Annotated in this window: 12 protein-coding genes; 5 read left to right on the top strand and 7 right to left on the bottom strand. The window is 59.4% G+C overall.

Annotated elements, in window-relative coordinates:
- Positions 1-5 precede the first annotated feature (5 nt).
- Complete coding sequence (locus tag ACAM27_RS00495) at positions 6-1,874, top strand: sodium:proton antiporter (RefSeq protein WP_011784056.1); 1,869 nt, start codon at positions 6-8, stop codon at positions 1,872-1,874.
- A gap of 15 nt (positions 1,875-1,889) precedes the next feature.
- Here ACAM27_RS00495 and ACAM27_RS00500 read toward each other — a convergent pair whose 3' ends face one another.
- The 4 genes from ACAM27_RS00500 to ACAM27_RS00515 all read right to left on the bottom strand — a co-directional run bounded on the left by ACAM27_RS00500 (position 1,890) and on the right by ACAM27_RS00515 (position 5,403).
- A complete protein-coding gene (locus tag ACAM27_RS00500) occupies positions 1,890-2,870 on the bottom strand; it encodes an NADP-dependent oxidoreductase (RefSeq protein ID WP_222534295.1) in 981 nt (326 codons plus the stop codon).
- An 81-nt stretch (positions 2,871-2,951) separates the two neighbouring features.
- Positions 2,952-3,422: an acyl-CoA thioesterase gene (locus ACAM27_RS00505; RefSeq protein ID WP_183580103.1), complete on the bottom strand. Its 471-nt coding sequence runs from the start codon at positions 3,420-3,422 to the stop codon at positions 2,952-2,954.
- On the bottom strand, positions 3,419-4,510 hold the full coding sequence (locus ACAM27_RS00510; RefSeq protein ID WP_369612401.1) for an SMP-30/gluconolactonase/LRE family protein: 1,092 nt from the start codon (positions 4,508-4,510) through the stop codon (positions 3,419-3,421). The genes ACAM27_RS00505 and ACAM27_RS00510 overlap by 4 nt, the downstream gene beginning before the upstream one ends.
- A 98-nt stretch (positions 4,511-4,608) precedes the next feature.
- Complete coding sequence (locus tag ACAM27_RS00515; RefSeq protein WP_113879499.1) at positions 4,609-5,403, bottom strand: alpha/beta fold hydrolase; 795 nt, start codon at positions 5,401-5,403, stop codon at positions 4,609-4,611.
- A gap of 384 nt (positions 5,404-5,787) precedes the next feature.
- Here ACAM27_RS00515 and ACAM27_RS00520 point away from each other — a divergent pair, with 384 nt between their 5' ends.
- The 3 genes from ACAM27_RS00520 (at position 5,788) to ACAM27_RS00530 (ending at position 8,985) form a co-directional block, all read left to right on the top strand.
- Positions 5,788-6,828, top strand: a complete 1,041-nt coding sequence (locus ACAM27_RS00520; protein ID WP_369612402.1) for an AraC family transcriptional regulator — start codon at positions 5,788-5,790, stop codon at positions 6,826-6,828.
- On the top strand, positions 6,825-8,261 hold the full coding sequence (gene cls, locus ACAM27_RS00525) for a cardiolipin synthase (RefSeq protein ID WP_369612403.1): 1,437 nt from the start codon (positions 6,825-6,827) through the stop codon (positions 8,259-8,261). Before ACAM27_RS00520 ends, cls begins: the two co-directional genes overlap by 4 nt.
- A gap of 64 nt (positions 8,262-8,325) precedes the next feature.
- Positions 8,326-8,985, top strand: coding sequence for a GntR family transcriptional regulator (locus ACAM27_RS00530; protein WP_011784049.1), 660 nt, complete (start codon positions 8,326-8,328; stop codon positions 8,983-8,985).
- A 12-nt stretch (positions 8,986-8,997) separates the two neighbouring features.
- Here the strand turns inward: ACAM27_RS00530 and ACAM27_RS00535 are convergent, their stop codons facing one another.
- Both ACAM27_RS00535 and ACAM27_RS00540 read right to left on the bottom strand, forming a co-directional pair.
- Positions 8,998-11,244, bottom strand: coding sequence for a patatin-like phospholipase family protein (locus ACAM27_RS00535; protein WP_369612404.1), 2,247 nt, complete (start codon positions 11,242-11,244; stop codon positions 8,998-9,000).
- Complete coding sequence (locus tag ACAM27_RS00540) at positions 11,222-11,830, bottom strand: hypothetical protein (RefSeq protein ID WP_023011753.1); 609 nt, start codon at positions 11,828-11,830, stop codon at positions 11,222-11,224. Before ACAM27_RS00540 ends, ACAM27_RS00535 begins: the two co-directional genes overlap by 23 nt.
- Before the next feature lie 239 nt (positions 11,831-12,069).
- Here ACAM27_RS00540 and ACAM27_RS00545 point away from each other — a divergent pair, with 239 nt between their 5' ends.
- Positions 12,070-12,435 carry a hypothetical protein gene (locus ACAM27_RS00545; RefSeq protein WP_011784046.1) on the top strand — a complete coding sequence of 122 codons (366 nt, stop codon included), beginning with the start codon at positions 12,070-12,072 and terminating at the stop codon, positions 12,433-12,435.
- A 13-nt stretch (positions 12,436-12,448) separates the two neighbouring features.
- Here ACAM27_RS00545 and ACAM27_RS00550 read toward each other — a convergent pair whose 3' ends face one another.
- Positions 12,449-15,196, bottom strand: a complete 2,748-nt coding sequence (locus ACAM27_RS00550) for an ATP-binding protein (RefSeq protein ID WP_236040505.1) — start codon at positions 15,194-15,196, stop codon at positions 12,449-12,451.
- Positions 15,197-15,257: the final 61 nt, after the last annotated feature.

Here is a 15,257-nt window from a genome sequence, read left to right on the forward strand (position 1 = left end):
CTTTTATGGCCGTAAGCACCACGTTAATTCTGGCCGGCATCGGCGTTTCTTCCCTGGTTTGCCAGTGGCTGGCATGGCGGGTACGCATGCCGGCTATCCTGTTCCTGCTCGCCGGTGGCATCCTTGCCGGCCCGGTGACCGGGTTCCTGCAACCGGAAGCCATTTTTGACGACCTGCTGTTTCCTGTTATCTCCCTGGCAGTGGCCATCATCCTGTTCGAGGGTAGCCTTACCCTGCGCTACGAGGAAATCAAAGGCCACGGCAAGATGGTGCGCAATCTTATTCCTGTGGGTACCATCGTCACCTGCATTATCGGCACCCTGGCCGCCCGCTGGATTCTCCAAGTATCCTGGGAAGTTGCCCTGTTGTTCGGTGCTATCTCCGTGGTCACCGGGCCTACCGTGATTGCCCCCCTGCTCCGGGCAGTACGCCCCACCTCCAAGCTGGCGAACATCCTCACCTGGGAAGGCATCATCATTGACCCGGTAGGCGCACTGCTGGCCGTTCTGGTGTTCGAGGGCATCGTTTCCTGGGGCCAGGGTAATGTTTTCAGCCACTCCCTCTACATTTTCGGCAAGACTCTGCTGGTTGGCTTTGCCATCGGTGCCGCCGCCGGCTACCTGAACGGCCTGGTCCTCAGAAAGCACTGGATCCCGCAGTACCTGCATAACGCCGGCACGCTCACCTTCATGCTCGGTGTCTTTGCCATCTCCAATGAACTGGCCCACGAATCCGGCCTGCTCACCGTCACCGTGATGGGCATCTGGATGGCCAACATGAAGCAGGTTCCGGTCGACAGCATTCTGGAATTCAAGGAATCCCTCAGTGTCTTGCTCATTTCGGCCCTGTTTATCATTCTGGCCGCCCGCGTGGAGTTTGCTGCCATCGCCGAACTGGGCTGGGGCCTGGTTGCTGTGCTGGCTATCCTCATGCTGATTGCACGCCCCGCGAGCATCTTCCTCTCGGCCATTGGCACCACACTGAACTGGAGGGAAAAGCTGTACCTGAGCTGGATTGCTCCACGTGGCATTGTCGCTGCAGCGGTCTCAGCGCTGTTCGCATTCCAGCTTGAGCGAATCGGGTATGAGAGTGCCGGCGTACTGGTACCACTGGTGTTTATGCTCATCATCACCACCGTTACCCTGCAAAGCCTCACTGCACGACCAGTGGCAAAACTGCTGGGGGTTCAGGAACCGCCCGCGCACGGCTTCCTGATTCTGGGCGCCAACCCGGTGGCCCGGCTGGTGGCCCAGGCTCTGAAAAAGCATGACATTCCCACCATGCTGACCGACACCAACTGGGAGAACGTGCGTCAGGCGCGCATGGAAAACCTGCCGGTGTATTTCGGCAACCCGGTGTCGGAACATGCCGCCACACATATGGACCTGACCGGGATCGGCAACCTCCTGATACTGTCGCCATACAAGCAGATGAACAGTCTGGCCACCTACCATTTTCTGGACTGGTTCGGAGATGATTCGGTATTTGGTCTGGTGGAAGGCGACCAGGATCAGCGGGCGCGGCTTCAGACCGCAGGCAAGGTGCAGCGAACCCGGGGACTGTTCGATGGCGTCAGCTATGCCAAGCTGGCGAGCCTGGTCAGCCAGGGCTACACCGTGAAAACCACGCAGCTAAGCGAAGAGTTCAGCTACCAGCAGTTTCTGAACCAGTATCAGAACCAGGCCCTGGTGTTGTTCGTACGCGACAGTCGGGACCATATTCACCCGGTCAAGGACATGGAAACCCTTGAGCCAGGTGATGACTGGGTACTGATCAGCCTGGTTCCCCCACAACCCCAGAAGGAACGTCGGGACCGGGAAGAACCTGCCGGTGAGAAAGGCGACAAAACGGCAAGCGGTGCCGCTCCAGCCTGACGCTATTCGCAACCGTCAGCGGCAGTCGAGCACCAGCTTGCCACGGACGTGGCCGCCCTCCAGCAATGCGTGGGCGGCCTGTACCTGATCCAGCGGGAAAGCCTGGTCAATATGGACCCGCACATCGCCGTCTTCAATGAGCTCGGCAATTTCGTCCAGGTGAAACACGTCCGGCCTTACGGTCATGCCGTGGGCCCGGAGCCCCATGGCCTCGGCGGCGCTGACAATGTCATCTGCAGTCACAGTGGGAATGGTCACCAGCACGCCGGTTTCTGACAGGGTATGCAGGGAGCGTTTGCCGGCTTCCCCTCCCACCAGGTCCAGCACCACATCCAGGCCATAGCACTCCTCAGCCACGTCGGTAGTGTGGTAATCAATCACTTCGTGCACGCCGAGCTCTGCCAGAAAATCCCGATTGGCCGGTGAGGCTGTCGCCACCACATGGGCGCCACGCTCCAGCGCAAACTGAACCGCAAAATGGCCGACACCGCCAGCCCCGGCGTGAATCAGTATCTTCTGACCGGATTCCAGCCTGGCCACCTCAAACAGGGCCTGCCAGGCCGTCAATGCCGCCAGGGGCACCGCGCCGGCAGTCACCAGATCAAGCTCATCAGGGACGATGGCCAACTCATCAGCACGAGCCAGTGTGTACTCCGCATAAGCACCACCGCCGGCCGGAAAGCCCACCATACCCATCACCCGGTCGCCCGGGGCCAGGGTGGTCACGCCCTCAGCAACGGCGACGACCTCACCGGCAACGTCGTACCCGGGCGTCCAGGGCAGCCGGTTTTCGATCTGTCGGGCGGCGAACCCCAGCCCCTTCCGGGTTTTCCAGTCAATCGGGTTCAAACCGGCGCCATGCACTCGGATAACCACTTCACCCTCCCGGGGCTCAGGCACCGGAGCCTGCGCCACCTGAAGCACCTCCCGCTCACCAAACTCGCCGTAGATCACGTGCTGCATGAGGATTGATTCACTAACGTCGGTAGGTTCCATGGTTGCCTCCGGAGTGCATGGGGTCAGATGTCCCTCGAGGGGCATCAAGGATGAGACTAGCAGATATTTCCGGCGACGGCCCTAGCGCGGCAGGCCCCGGCCGCCGGGCACCAGGGCGCCGGACAGAATATCGACAAAGGCTTTCGGAGCCCGAGCCGGGCGCTGGGATTTCATATCAACGCAGGCGTGAGTAGACAGCCCCCGCAACAGGGTTTTGCCATCGGCCCGGCGAATCAACTGGAATTGGCGGGCCGAGCGAAAACGACCATCCCAGTCCGTCAGCCAGGTGCCCAGCACCAGCTGGTCGCCGGCATTAGCCGACATCAGGTAGTCAACGTCGGTGTGGGTAATGGCCATGGCCTTGCCGGTTTCCTCGTGCAGGGCCCAGGTCATGCCCAGACTCTCGATGTGTGCCCAGCTCACTTCCTCCAGCCAACGGATGTACACCACGTTATTGGCATGGCCAAGTCGATCGGTATCTTCGGCCTGAACCGTGATTTCCAGGGTGAACGGGCCGGGCAAATCCCAGCTCAGGGCAGGGGCATCAGTCATGGGGTTGCTTCTCCAAGGCCTGGGATGGCCTGCAACGGTAGCCGGCCAATACGGTCGTTGTGAAGTGAACCAAAGTATAGAACACCGTCGTGGGGATTAACTGAGGTAATCTCCTGCAGATGAGTACCGCGAGTGTCGTGCAGGCTGGTCAGCATCTGGCCCTTGCTATTGAAGGCGACGACCAGACCGTAGTTCTGGGGCTTGGGCTTCAGGCTGTCCGGCAACTTGGCAACCAGATCCTTCAGCCAGGGGGACTTGTGCATGGCATCGACCCGGGGATTACGCAGGGTCGGGAAGGCGACCCAGTAACGGCCCCCACCGTCCACCGCCAGGTTGTCCGGAAAACCCGGCAGGTTGTCGGCAAATACCTCAGCCCGGCCAGCCTTGGGACCGCTGATCCAGTACCGGAGAATGCGGTATTTCCAGGTCTCGTTCACCAGTACATAATCGCCCTGAGGGGATACTGCCACGCCATTGGCAAAATGCAGGTTACCCAGCAACACCTCGGTTTTCCGGGTTTTCGGGTTGTACCTCAACAACCGGCCGTGAGGACGCATCTCCAGCAAGTCGAGTACGTAATCAGGCTGCTGGAAGCGGGAACTGGCGTCGGTGAAATATATTCGGCCATCGGGGGCGATCACCACATCATCCGTGAACCGGAAGGGGGTGCCCTCGGCCTCCCGGGTAAGCACCGTGATGTCACCCTGAGAGGTAATGGATAACAGGCCTTTCCAGGCGTCGGCGACAATCAGATTGCCGTTGCTGTCAAACACCAGTCCAAGCGGCCTGCCACCGGTTTCCAGCCAGTGTTCCACCGTACCATCAGGGTGAACACGAACAACCCATCCATCCTGGGTACCGGTGTAGAGCACACCATCAGGGCCGATGGTGGTGTCTTCCGGGCCGTACACCTCGCCACGAGCAAGCAGATCCGCCAGCCGCAACCGTTCATTGGGCGCCAGCACACCGGTCATGGCCGGTGGAGAGGGCGCATCCCAGGCTTTACTGTCTATCGGAGACGGGGTCAGCAGAAAGCTGCCAAGCAACAAAAAGACAACCAGCAAGCCAACCAGCAACCATTTCATCATGCGCGCCCGTTCCCTTTTATGATTCTTTGTCCGCAGGCGACCCGGCGGATAACTCCGTGTGCCTAACCTTAGCAGACATCACAGGGTTTCTGACAAGATCAGGCCTGTTCCAGAAAACGCCGGCACAGCATGGCAAAAGCGTCCGGCTTTTCCGCGTGCAGCCAGTGCCCGGTGCCTTCAATGATTTTCAACTCGGCGCCCGGAAACAGGGTACGAATGGTGTCCCGGTGTTTCTCCTGGATGTAGGCGGAATCCGCACCCTTGATAAAAAGCACCGGTCCCTCAAAAGGTCCCTGCCCTTCCGGCGCTGCCGCCAGCTTGTCATAACAGGCATCAATGACAGACAGGTTCAGCCGCCAGCGGAAAGCCACCTCATCGTCGGCCTGTTCCTGGGCCGGAATACGCTCCAGGTTTTTCAGTAGGAACTGGCGCACACCCGCCACTTCGACAAACCTGGCCAGGCGGGCATCCGCCTCGCTGCGGGATTTCACGCCACGAAGATCCATCTGCTGCATGCCTTCAAGAATGGCGTCGTGGTGGGCCTTGTAGGTAACCGGCGAGATATCCGCCACAATCAATGACCGCACCCGCTCAGGATGCTTCAGGGCAACCTGCATGGCGACTTTGCCGCCCATGGAGTGGCCCAGCAGACTGGCTTTTTCAATACCCTGGGCATCCAGATAGGCAATGACATCCTCGGCCATAGCCGGATAGTCCATGTCGTCAGTATGGGGAGAGCTGCCGTGATTGCGTTCATCCAGAGCATGGATCTGCCAGCCGTCCTCAAGCCGGCGGGCAATACCACCCAGGTTTTCCAGGGAACCAAATAGTCCGTGCAGCAGGATCAAGGGATCTCCCTGACCGGAAATACGGTGATTCAGTGCAACACTCATGGTCTGGCAGCCTCCGGTTGTCGGATCAAACCGGATACACTACCACTGCCAGTTTACGGGGCAAGGGGAATTTGGTGCCAACCCGACAGGCAGAAAAAAGCCGGGCATGGCCCGGCTGGAAGGTCACAGACATACGCCTGAAAGATCAGCAATAGAAAATGCTGTCCAGGTATTCAGCGAGTGCCAGAACGTTTTTGCGCTCCATTTCGCTATGGGGTACAAAGATTTCCTGTTCCATACAACACCTCCACTTTGCAACGCATTACTTCAACCTGATAGCCAACATGCTATCGTTGAAGCAGTGGCAACCCGTTGACTTGCTGTCCCAATCATTTGACATTTTGTATCAGTCCACCAGATAACAACCGGGAGCAGAACCCAGGCATGCAGCCCCAGACCGAATATCCGGAATCGCCCCAGGTGGCGGCATCCAGCACCCTGGCGCTGGTGCATTATCTGGAAACACGGGGTCTTCTGGATCGTGTCCGGGTGGAACAGGCTACCGGGCTGACACTGGCGACTCTGAAAGATCCGGACCTGCGGGTACCCGCTTCTGCCCATTACCGTTTGTGGGAACTGGCCGAGCAGTTGACCGCCGATCCGGGCGTCGGCCTGCATGCCGGCCAGGTCATCGACCCCGAGCGCATGGGACTGGTCGGCCATGTGTTCTTCAACTGCGACACTCTGGGCGAAGCCGTGGTGCAGTATGTCCGGCTGCACCGACTGATCAACGAATCAGTCACCCTGAGTTTTGAGCAAACCCCGGACCAGGCCATCCTGACCTGGCAGCCGGATCGTCCGGATCATTACTGTCGCCAGGACATGGACCGCACCCTGGCCGCCGCCCTGTGCCGGACCCGGCATTTTATCCATCGCAGTATCGAGGCTGACTGGCTGGAAATTGCCCATCCGGAGCCGGCGTACGCCGATGAATATCGCAAACTGTTCGGTGGTACCGTCCATTTCGGCTGTGGCGTTACCCGCATGGCGTTTGACAGCAAGCATCTGGGCCACCCCATCCCGCACCGGAATCCCTATGTTTACTCAGCGGTGCTGAAACAGGTCAATGCGGTCATGGCCCGGCTACAGACCCGCCGCTCGTTCAGCCGAAAGGTGCGGCGCCTGATTTCCCGACAGATGGCCACCGACCGGATTGATGCCGACACCCTGGCCCGGCAGTGTCATATGAGCCGCCAGACCCTGTACCGAAAACTCAAGAAAGAAGGCATGAGTTTCCACGACCTGGTGGAACAGGTCCGCAAGGACAAGGCCCTGCGCTATGTCGCCGACGACCAGTACGCACTTGGCGAAATCGCCTTTCTCTTGGGGTTCTCCGAGCTGAGTGCCTTCAGCCGTGCGTTCAAGCGCTGGACCGGTGTTGCCCCGGCCCAGTTCCGGGCCAGTCATCAGGGACATGAGTCATGATTACAGAGAACCTTTCGCTACTGGCCATTCCGCTGATAGCGCTGTACCTGGCGGCGCTGGCCTGTATTTACCGCATCCTGCTCACCTATCGGACGGCCCAGGGAGCCATAGCCTGGATTCTCGCGCTGGTGGGCCTGCCCTACATTGCCGTGCCCATGTTCCTGTTGTTTGGTCGTTATCGCTTTGGTGGTTACGTCAAGGCCCGCCGCATGGGCGATGAATCCCTCACCAACCTGTTGGATCAGTTTGAAAGCCAGACCACCTCCATCACCAATCCGGGCCAGGAGCATTTCAGCGATGAGCTACAGGTGCTGTGCAAGCTCGGCCGACAACCGATCACCAGCGGCAACCGGTGCACGCTTCTGAGAGACGGTGAAGCCACCTTCGAAGCCTTGTTCGATGCCATGGAAGACGCCCGCCATTACCTGCTGCTGGAGTTCTACATTGTCCGCTCAGACCGTGTCGGCCAGCGCATCAAGGCCATCCTTGAACGCAAGCTGGCCCAGGGCGTAGAAGTCTGGTTCCTGTATGACGACATTGGCAGCGCGTTTCTGTCCCGCAAATGGCTGAATGAACTGTCTGCTGCCGGCGCCCGCATTGCCTCGTTTGGTGACGGCAACATCCGGCGTCGGCGCTTCCAGATCAACTTCCGTAATCATCGCAAGCTCCTGGTCTGCGATGGTAAGGTGGGGTTTGTCGGCGGCATCAACCTGGGCGACGAATACTTGGGCACCGCCATGGACCAGGAGCCCTGGCGCGATACCCATTGCCGGATAGAAGGGCCGGCTGTCACCGGCCTCCAGCTGGCCTGGCTGGAGGACTGGAACTGGGCCAGCAATACCCGGCCGGAACTGAACTGGGCGTCCGTGTCTCAGCCTCCCGGCGACCAGGAAGTACTGGTATTGCCCACCGGCCCGGCAGACACCTGGGAAACCTGCACCCTGTTCTTCCTGAACTGCATCAACAACGCGCGCACCAGGATCTGGATTGCCTCGCCCTATTTTGTGCCGGATTTCCAGATCATGAATGCCCTGCAGTTGGCGGCGCTCAGGGGGGTGGATGTTCGCATCCTGATACCGGAGAAAACCGACAGTCCATTGGTCCGGCTGGCCGCCTATTCCTATCTGGTACAGGCCAGTCAGGCCGGTATCGGTATCTATCGTTACCAGCCCGGCTTCATGCACCAGAAAGTGGTTCTGGTGGATAGCCGCTACGCCGCCATCGGCACCGCCAACCTCGACAACCGGTCCATGCGCCTGAACTTCGAGATTACCGCCGTCAACACCAGCCCGACGTTCATCCAGCAGGTGGAAATCATGCTGGAGGAAGATCTGGGCGCCAGCCGGCCCATGACCGAAAACGACTATCGCCAGCGCTCAATCCTGTTCCGGCTGGGCTGCCGGGCGGTACGACTATTGGCGCCCCTGCTTTGATCTGGCCCCGGGCGGGCGCTTGTGCGAACATGAGCGCTCGACTGATGCTGTAAACGACCATTTCATGAACGCATTCAAACCCAGAGAAACCCTGACCGAACAGGTCGCTCGTCACATTGAAAACCTGATTGCCTTCGAGCAACTCCGTTCCGGCGAGCGCATCTATGAAAGTGCCATGGCCAAGCAAATGGATGTCAGCCACGGCTCCATCCGGGAAGGCCTGCTGCTGCTGGAGAAGCGCCATCTGGTGCGTAACGTACCCCGCAAAGGCGCGTTCGTCACGCCGCTGGATGAACACTTTGTCCGCAGTCTCTATGAGACTCTGGAACTGTACCTGACTCACACCGGACTGAAGCTGGTGCGTCAGTGGCAACCGAATGACATGCAGCGGCTGGAATCCCTGTACGAGCAGATGCGTGACCGTTTTCAGAACAACGATCTGATGGCGTTTCTGGAGCTGGGTATTGAATACACCAAAGCCTCACTGGTGTACGCCGACAATTACTTTATTGTCTCGGCCATCGAGGATCTCTGGCCCTCTGCCAAGCGTTGCGCCTTTGTCGCCCTGCGCCATGGCGGCAAACAGGTTCTGGAAGACAACCTGGTGCACATGGAAGAATCCATCCGGATAATACGGGAACGGGACGAACAGGCCCTGGCCGATATCCTGCACCGCTATGCCGTGCAGCAGTGTGAGCAGGTGCTATCCGCTCTGAACAACTGATACCGCGAAAACTCAGTAGAACAGCTGGGTGAATGAGAAGCCGATATTGAGGTATGCGGTCCATTCGTCTTCGTTGTTATAGGCGGCCGAGAGCTGTACCGGCCCCAGGAAGGTATCCACCCCGGCGAAAACACTCCAGGATCGCACCAGCCCGGACCAGGTGGCATCATCCATCTGCTCCCAGGCATTGCCGGTCTCAAATCCCAGGCCGGTGAACCAGGGCAGCACCGGCCCGCCGAATTCGCGCCTGGCCCAGGCCGCCAGTAAAACGGCATCATTTCCCGTGATCTCGCCCGGGGCGTAGGCTGACAACTGCCGAAAACCGCCAAGACGCGCTGCGTTCTCAACGCCCGGTTCTCCGCTGATGACCTGCCGGGTATACAGCAAGCCGGTGAGATTGAAACGTTGCCAGGTGCCGGTTCCCAGCAACATGCCGGTGAGGGCATCGAACTCCCGGTCACTGCCGAGCTCTTCCCGCTCTACTCTGGCCCGGATACCGGCAAACGCACCGGATTTCGGATAGAAGGCATCACTCAGGGAATCATGCACCAGTTGCAGGCTGCCGTAGCCCTGATGCACCTTACCGGAAGGTGCAACCGGAACGCCCACTTCGTCATCCACGGTGGCATAGCCACGGACATAACCCAATCGGATCTCGCCATCGCCACCCAGTTCCATGCCAAGGGCCAGATCCACTTCCCGAAAGGTCACATCAATCTCGGAAATACGGTCGCCGTTGTCGTAGACACTGTAATCATCACGGCGATATTCCACCCCAACCACCGCAAACCGGTCATAACCGTAATCCAGAGGCTGGTACCATTGGCTACGCACCCAGGGCTGAGTGCCTAATTGGAGCCCGGTCTGCCATTCCGCGCCAAGGCGATTGAGTTCGGTCATCCGTAACCCGGTGGCCAGATTGAATCGTGTATCGCCGTCGAAGTTGTCCTCATAATTCAGGCCAAACGACAGATAGTTGGGCCCCCAGCTCTTCTCCCTGGCTTGAATGATCAGCACCGGGCCGGCCTCGGAAGGCCGCATGGACCAGGACACCGTCTCATAGTAGCCCAGGCCATAGATGCGCTTTAGGTCGGCTTCCAGTTGCTCGACATCAAGCGGCTCACCCTCTTTCTGCCGGATCCGCTCGCGCAGAAAATCACTGGCCAGGCGGTCGCCCTTACGGAATTCGATCCGGACGACCGGCCCCGGTGCCAGTTCCTCGGCCCGGAGCCGGGCACGGTAATCCCGCCACTCCGAGTCAGACACCGCCAACTGGTTCAGCGCCACGGCATGATCCCGGGCCCCACTGGCCCCCAGCTCAAACAGCACCGGCGCGTCGTAGAAATCGGCAGAGGTGTGTCCTTGCAGATCCGGCTGGATCAGAATGTCGCGATCGGTTAGCAAGCCCAGCTGGAATTCTGTGTTGCGCCGGGTCATCAGCGTGGTGAGTTGCCCGACCACTGAAAAGGCCTCGCGCATGTCCTCTGTGGTCATGAGCGGATCGGTGATATCCACGGCAATGACCACATCAGCGCCCATGTCCCGGGCCACGCTGACCGGTAGATTGTTGGCCACACCACCGTCCACCAGTAATCGCCCGCTCCTTTCCACCGGCGCGTATACGCCGGGAATGCTCATGCTGGCACGAATCGCATCAGCCAGGTTACCGTCGCCAATCACCACTTCAACGCCGGTTTCCAGATCGGTCGCCACAGCCCGAAACGGGATGGGTAGCTGATCAAAGTCATCCACCAGGGCGGCGTTACGGGTCAGCTCGTTGAGAATAAAGCCGAGATTCTGGCCGGTAACCAGTCCGCCACCAAACCGAACGCCCTCGGAACCTACGCCAATACCCGGCACCAGAGGCAGGCGCCAATCGTCCTGCTTTCGGCGCACCGGCTTGTAGGCCCGGCCCGGGTCATCGCGAAAACTGGACAGCCAGTCCAGCCCGATAAATCGCTGTTCGATTTCTTCCACCGGCATCCCGGTAGCGTACAGGGCGGCAACGGCCGATCCGGCACTGGTACCGACCACTACATCAACCGGCACCTGCATTTCTTCCAGTACCCGCAGTACCCCGACATGGGCCATGCCTTTGGCACCACCGCCACTGAGCACCAGACCTATGGTTGGTCGAGCATTACTCGCATCAGCATCGGCCAAAGCATGAGGGAACCCGGGCAGGACAAGCAGAATGCACAGCAACCAGTACGGCGAGCGAGTACTCACGATCCCGTCACGAGGTCTGTTTTTTGTCATCGTCGGCCAGTGACAGATGGGAGGTATCCGGCACAACCGGTGGGGGGAGATCCCGTTTTATACCCAGATCACTGCCGGCCGGAGCCAGTGTCCAGTCATCAAGATGCTCAAACATCGGTGCCTCAGCCTCCTGATGCTCAACCAGAGTCACCCCGACCGGGTCCAGGCTCAGGCCGGAACCGGCCAGAATATCATCCACCTTTTCGCCGGCCACTGGCAGGCGATCGCCCGGTTCAACGGCTGGAGTGTTACCGGATTTTGCTTCCGGTTGCGCTGGCTTTGGTGCCGGAGACTGTGGCGGGACCGGCTGTGAGGCCGGAGTCTGAGCAGAGGGCGCCGGTGCTGGTCTGGCCGGCTCGGCTCCGGGCATCGGCTGTGCATACGCCACCATTCCGTGTTTTTTCAGCACCGCCAGATACTTCTCGGCCTGAACCTGCTCAAGCTTGTTACGAATGACGACCGGTTGCCCACTGAACATGCGGTCCAGCTGCTCGACGCTGGCCTTGAACAGGGCCCGGGCATTGTTGCGAGCGGTTTCCAGATCGGTGCCTGGTGTGCACTCTCCTTTGAACACGAGTTGGTACATGGCTATCCCTCTGCTTTTACAACAACTGTTGGTCAATGATAGCTGAAATCACAGGCCACAACAGGCATTAACCAACGCCGGGCCTTACCATCCGGAAATCATTTCAGCATTGCAAACAATTGAAAAATCCAGCGTCCACAGGAGGAAAAGTAAGCCACACTCTGCAACAATCAACTGTAACCAAACTTTACACTTGGTTACACTAACAAGAATCGCAGATTACGTTCCGGGAGCCTCACATGCGCACCAACATTACCGCCCTTCTCTCTGGTCTGGTGCTCGGCTTGTCATCGGCGCAGGTATCCGCCGAAAACCTGGATGTATTGATGAGCCAGGTTTTTCAGGCCAACGAAGCCACCTACATAGGCTATGAAAGCATCGAGCGCGAGGACATTCCCGCCCGGGCCAGCGTAGACCGGAAATACCTGATTGTGGATTTCCGCTTTCCGAACCAGCAGCCGGCCGCCGAACAACTCCAGGCCAGCGTACACAAAGTGTGCATGACCCTGCTGAAAGATCGTGAACTGATCCGCTCGCTGTCGGATTCCGGCTACGACATGGTGGCCGTGGCCTTTGACCGCCAGTCCCAGTTTGACTGCCTCTAGCCTGTAGCCCGGGCTATTCCTGTCCCAGTATGCGGGGGAATGCATCCAGGGCGGTATTCACCGCGTCCAGATTAAAGGCCTCCACATCCGCCAACAGCTTCTCACCGTAGCGCGTGACCGACGATGAGCGATGCCGCTGCCCCCATTCGATAATGCGGACCGCGAAATCCTTCATCTGTTCCGGGTCGCCGCTCTCGCGCACTTCCTGCCATTCATTACCGAAGTCTTCAGCCAGTTTTTCCCGCAGCCAGCCCCGCTCATGCATACTCATGGTCTGGGCCAGCAAGCGCTCGGATTCCTCCGGCGCGCCATCGTCATCAGCCTGCTCCACCGTCGCTTCTACTCTGGGCAGTACCACCTTGAACGTCGAGCCCACATTGGCTTCACTTTTCACGGTCAGTCTGCCGCCCATCATTTCCACCAGTTTACGACTGATCGCAAGCCCCAGCCCGGTACCGCCATAACGCCGGGAACTCTGGCCTTCCTGCTGCTCGAAGGCTTCAAAAATGCGCTCCTGCTGGTCCGGTGCAATGCCGATACCGGTGTCAGCTACGGTCACCACCAGCCGGTAGTAACAAACCTCGGAATCGGCATCCGCCGGCTCACCCAGCGGCTTGGCCACCGCTCGCACGGTAACCCCGCCCTCGTGGGTGAATTTGATGGCATTGCCCACCAGATTAAACAGCACCTGTCGCAAGCGGGTTTCGTCCAGCATCATCGCCGAGGGCATACCCGATCCCACGCTCACTTCCAGGGTAATGCCCTGCTCCGTCGCCCGCAGGTCAAAGATGTGGCGGACATCACTGAGCAGCCGGCGTACGGAAACAGGGCCGAAATCCAGGCGCATCTTGCCGGCCTCGATCCGCGACAGATCCAGAATGTCATTGATCAGCATCAGCAAGCTTCGACTGCCCGCCCGGATGGCATTGAGGTAATTGCGCTGCTGGGGATCTGTCACCGAATTGTAGAGCAGATCGCTGTAGCCGATCACCGCGTTCATAGGCGTTCGGATTTCGTGGGACATGTTGGCCAGGAATTCGCTCTTGGCACGGCTCGCAGCCTCCGCTTCCCGAGCCAGCCGCTCCGCCTCAAGCTTGGCGGCACGGAGTTCATCCTCACTCCGGCGCAGCGCGTTCTCGGACCGGATTCGCTCATCCACTTCCAGTGAAAGTTTGCGGTTCCAGTACAGGAAGATCAGCACCACCACGATGGCTATCAGAATGATCCGCCGAACCACGGTGTAATCGGCTTCCTGTTCGATATCCAGGTGAATCCAGCGATTATAGATGGCTTCGGTTTCGGACGTCGGCAGACTGCCCAGCGCCTTGTTCAGAATGCGGTGGAGCTCAGGCTGGGCCGGGCTGACCGCCAGTCTCAGATCGTACTGGTAAGGGGTAATACTGGTAATCCTCAGGTTCGACAGACCGAGCCGTGCCACCGTGTAGCTTACCGCCGGGATATGCGTCACCATCACATCCAGATCGCCGTTGGAAAGCGCAAGCAGCCCGTCTTCCACGGTCTGCTGGGGATAGAGATCGAGATTCGGATGATTAATCAGCAGATAGTCATGACTGGCCTGGCGGTTTACCACGCCGACCCGCTCATCCCGAAGTTCACGCAGGTCTCCGATAAAGCGACCGGTGTCGCGGATCGCCAGCGCAATGGGCACGTTGACATAGGCCCGGGTGAACAGGAATTCCTGCTCGGTACGAGGCGTGCGGGACATGCCGGGAAGCACGTCCAGCTCACCGGATTTCAGTTTTTCCTCGGCGCCGGCCCGACTGTCTACCGTCACTCGCTGGAAGCGAATCCCCAGATCCTTCTCCAGCCGGCTGAGCAAGTCGGCGACCAGCCCCGTGGGCCGGCCATCCTGTTCAAACTCGAACGGCGGCCAGTCCGGCCTCAGTCCGACGGTAATCTCCGAGTTACTGGCCAGCCATTCCAGTTCACCGGCGGTCAGGGCCACGTTTCGGGTCTCGACTTCGGGCAGCTCCCCCGCCAACCAGGACTGGCGAATATTGCGATGTTCCTGATGGGTCAGTGACGATACCGTGCGATCAAACACCCGAAACATGCGCTCCTGCTCAATGGGAACCTGCAGCACCACATCCACAGGTCGCCGATCCAGCAACACCGCCAGCCCGACACCATTGATCATCGCCGATTCGAGGTAGTCAGACACCACCGGAACCGGCCCGAGAAAAGCATCTGCCTCGCCCGACATAACCCGGCTGACCGCCTCACCCAGGCTGGAAACCGGTACCGGCGTAAAGCTTTCCACCGGGTCCAGCAGCGGAAACTGATTGGGGTCGTCGCCGACAATGACAACCTTCGCTGCCTCCAGATCAGACAGAGTCCGGATTGCCGGGTCGCCGGCATTCACAAACACCCCGTAGGTGAGTGACATCAAGGGCGCTGTGTGTCGCACGCCGGGAATAACCGGGGCGCCGGGCAGTCGGGTGGTCAGGATCAGGTCCGGCTCTGGCCGCTCAGTGCCCAGCATCTGGTTCATCAGAAAGGGCTCAATGGGCAATCCCAGCTTGGAGGACAGGCGGTTGAGGTAGTCCACCCAGATGCCCGCCATGCGCCCCTCCCCGGTATCGAACACCAGCGGCACCTGGGTATGCCTGACCCCCACATTGAAGCCATCCTGTTCTGCAAGCCAACGCAGATCTTCAACGCCCAGTACGGGCGCCGGCGAATTCTGGGGTGGATCCGCCAACACGGCCCCTTGAAAAAGCAGCAACAGGAGGCAAAACATGAACTGTGAACGAGACTTCACTGGATATCCTCGGCGGGTCCACTACATTTCAGGAAAACCA

The organism is Marinobacter sp. RI1 (assembly GCF_041155085.1).
Classification (GTDB): domain Bacteria; phylum Pseudomonadota; class Gammaproteobacteria; order Pseudomonadales; family Oleiphilaceae; genus Marinobacter; species Marinobacter nauticus.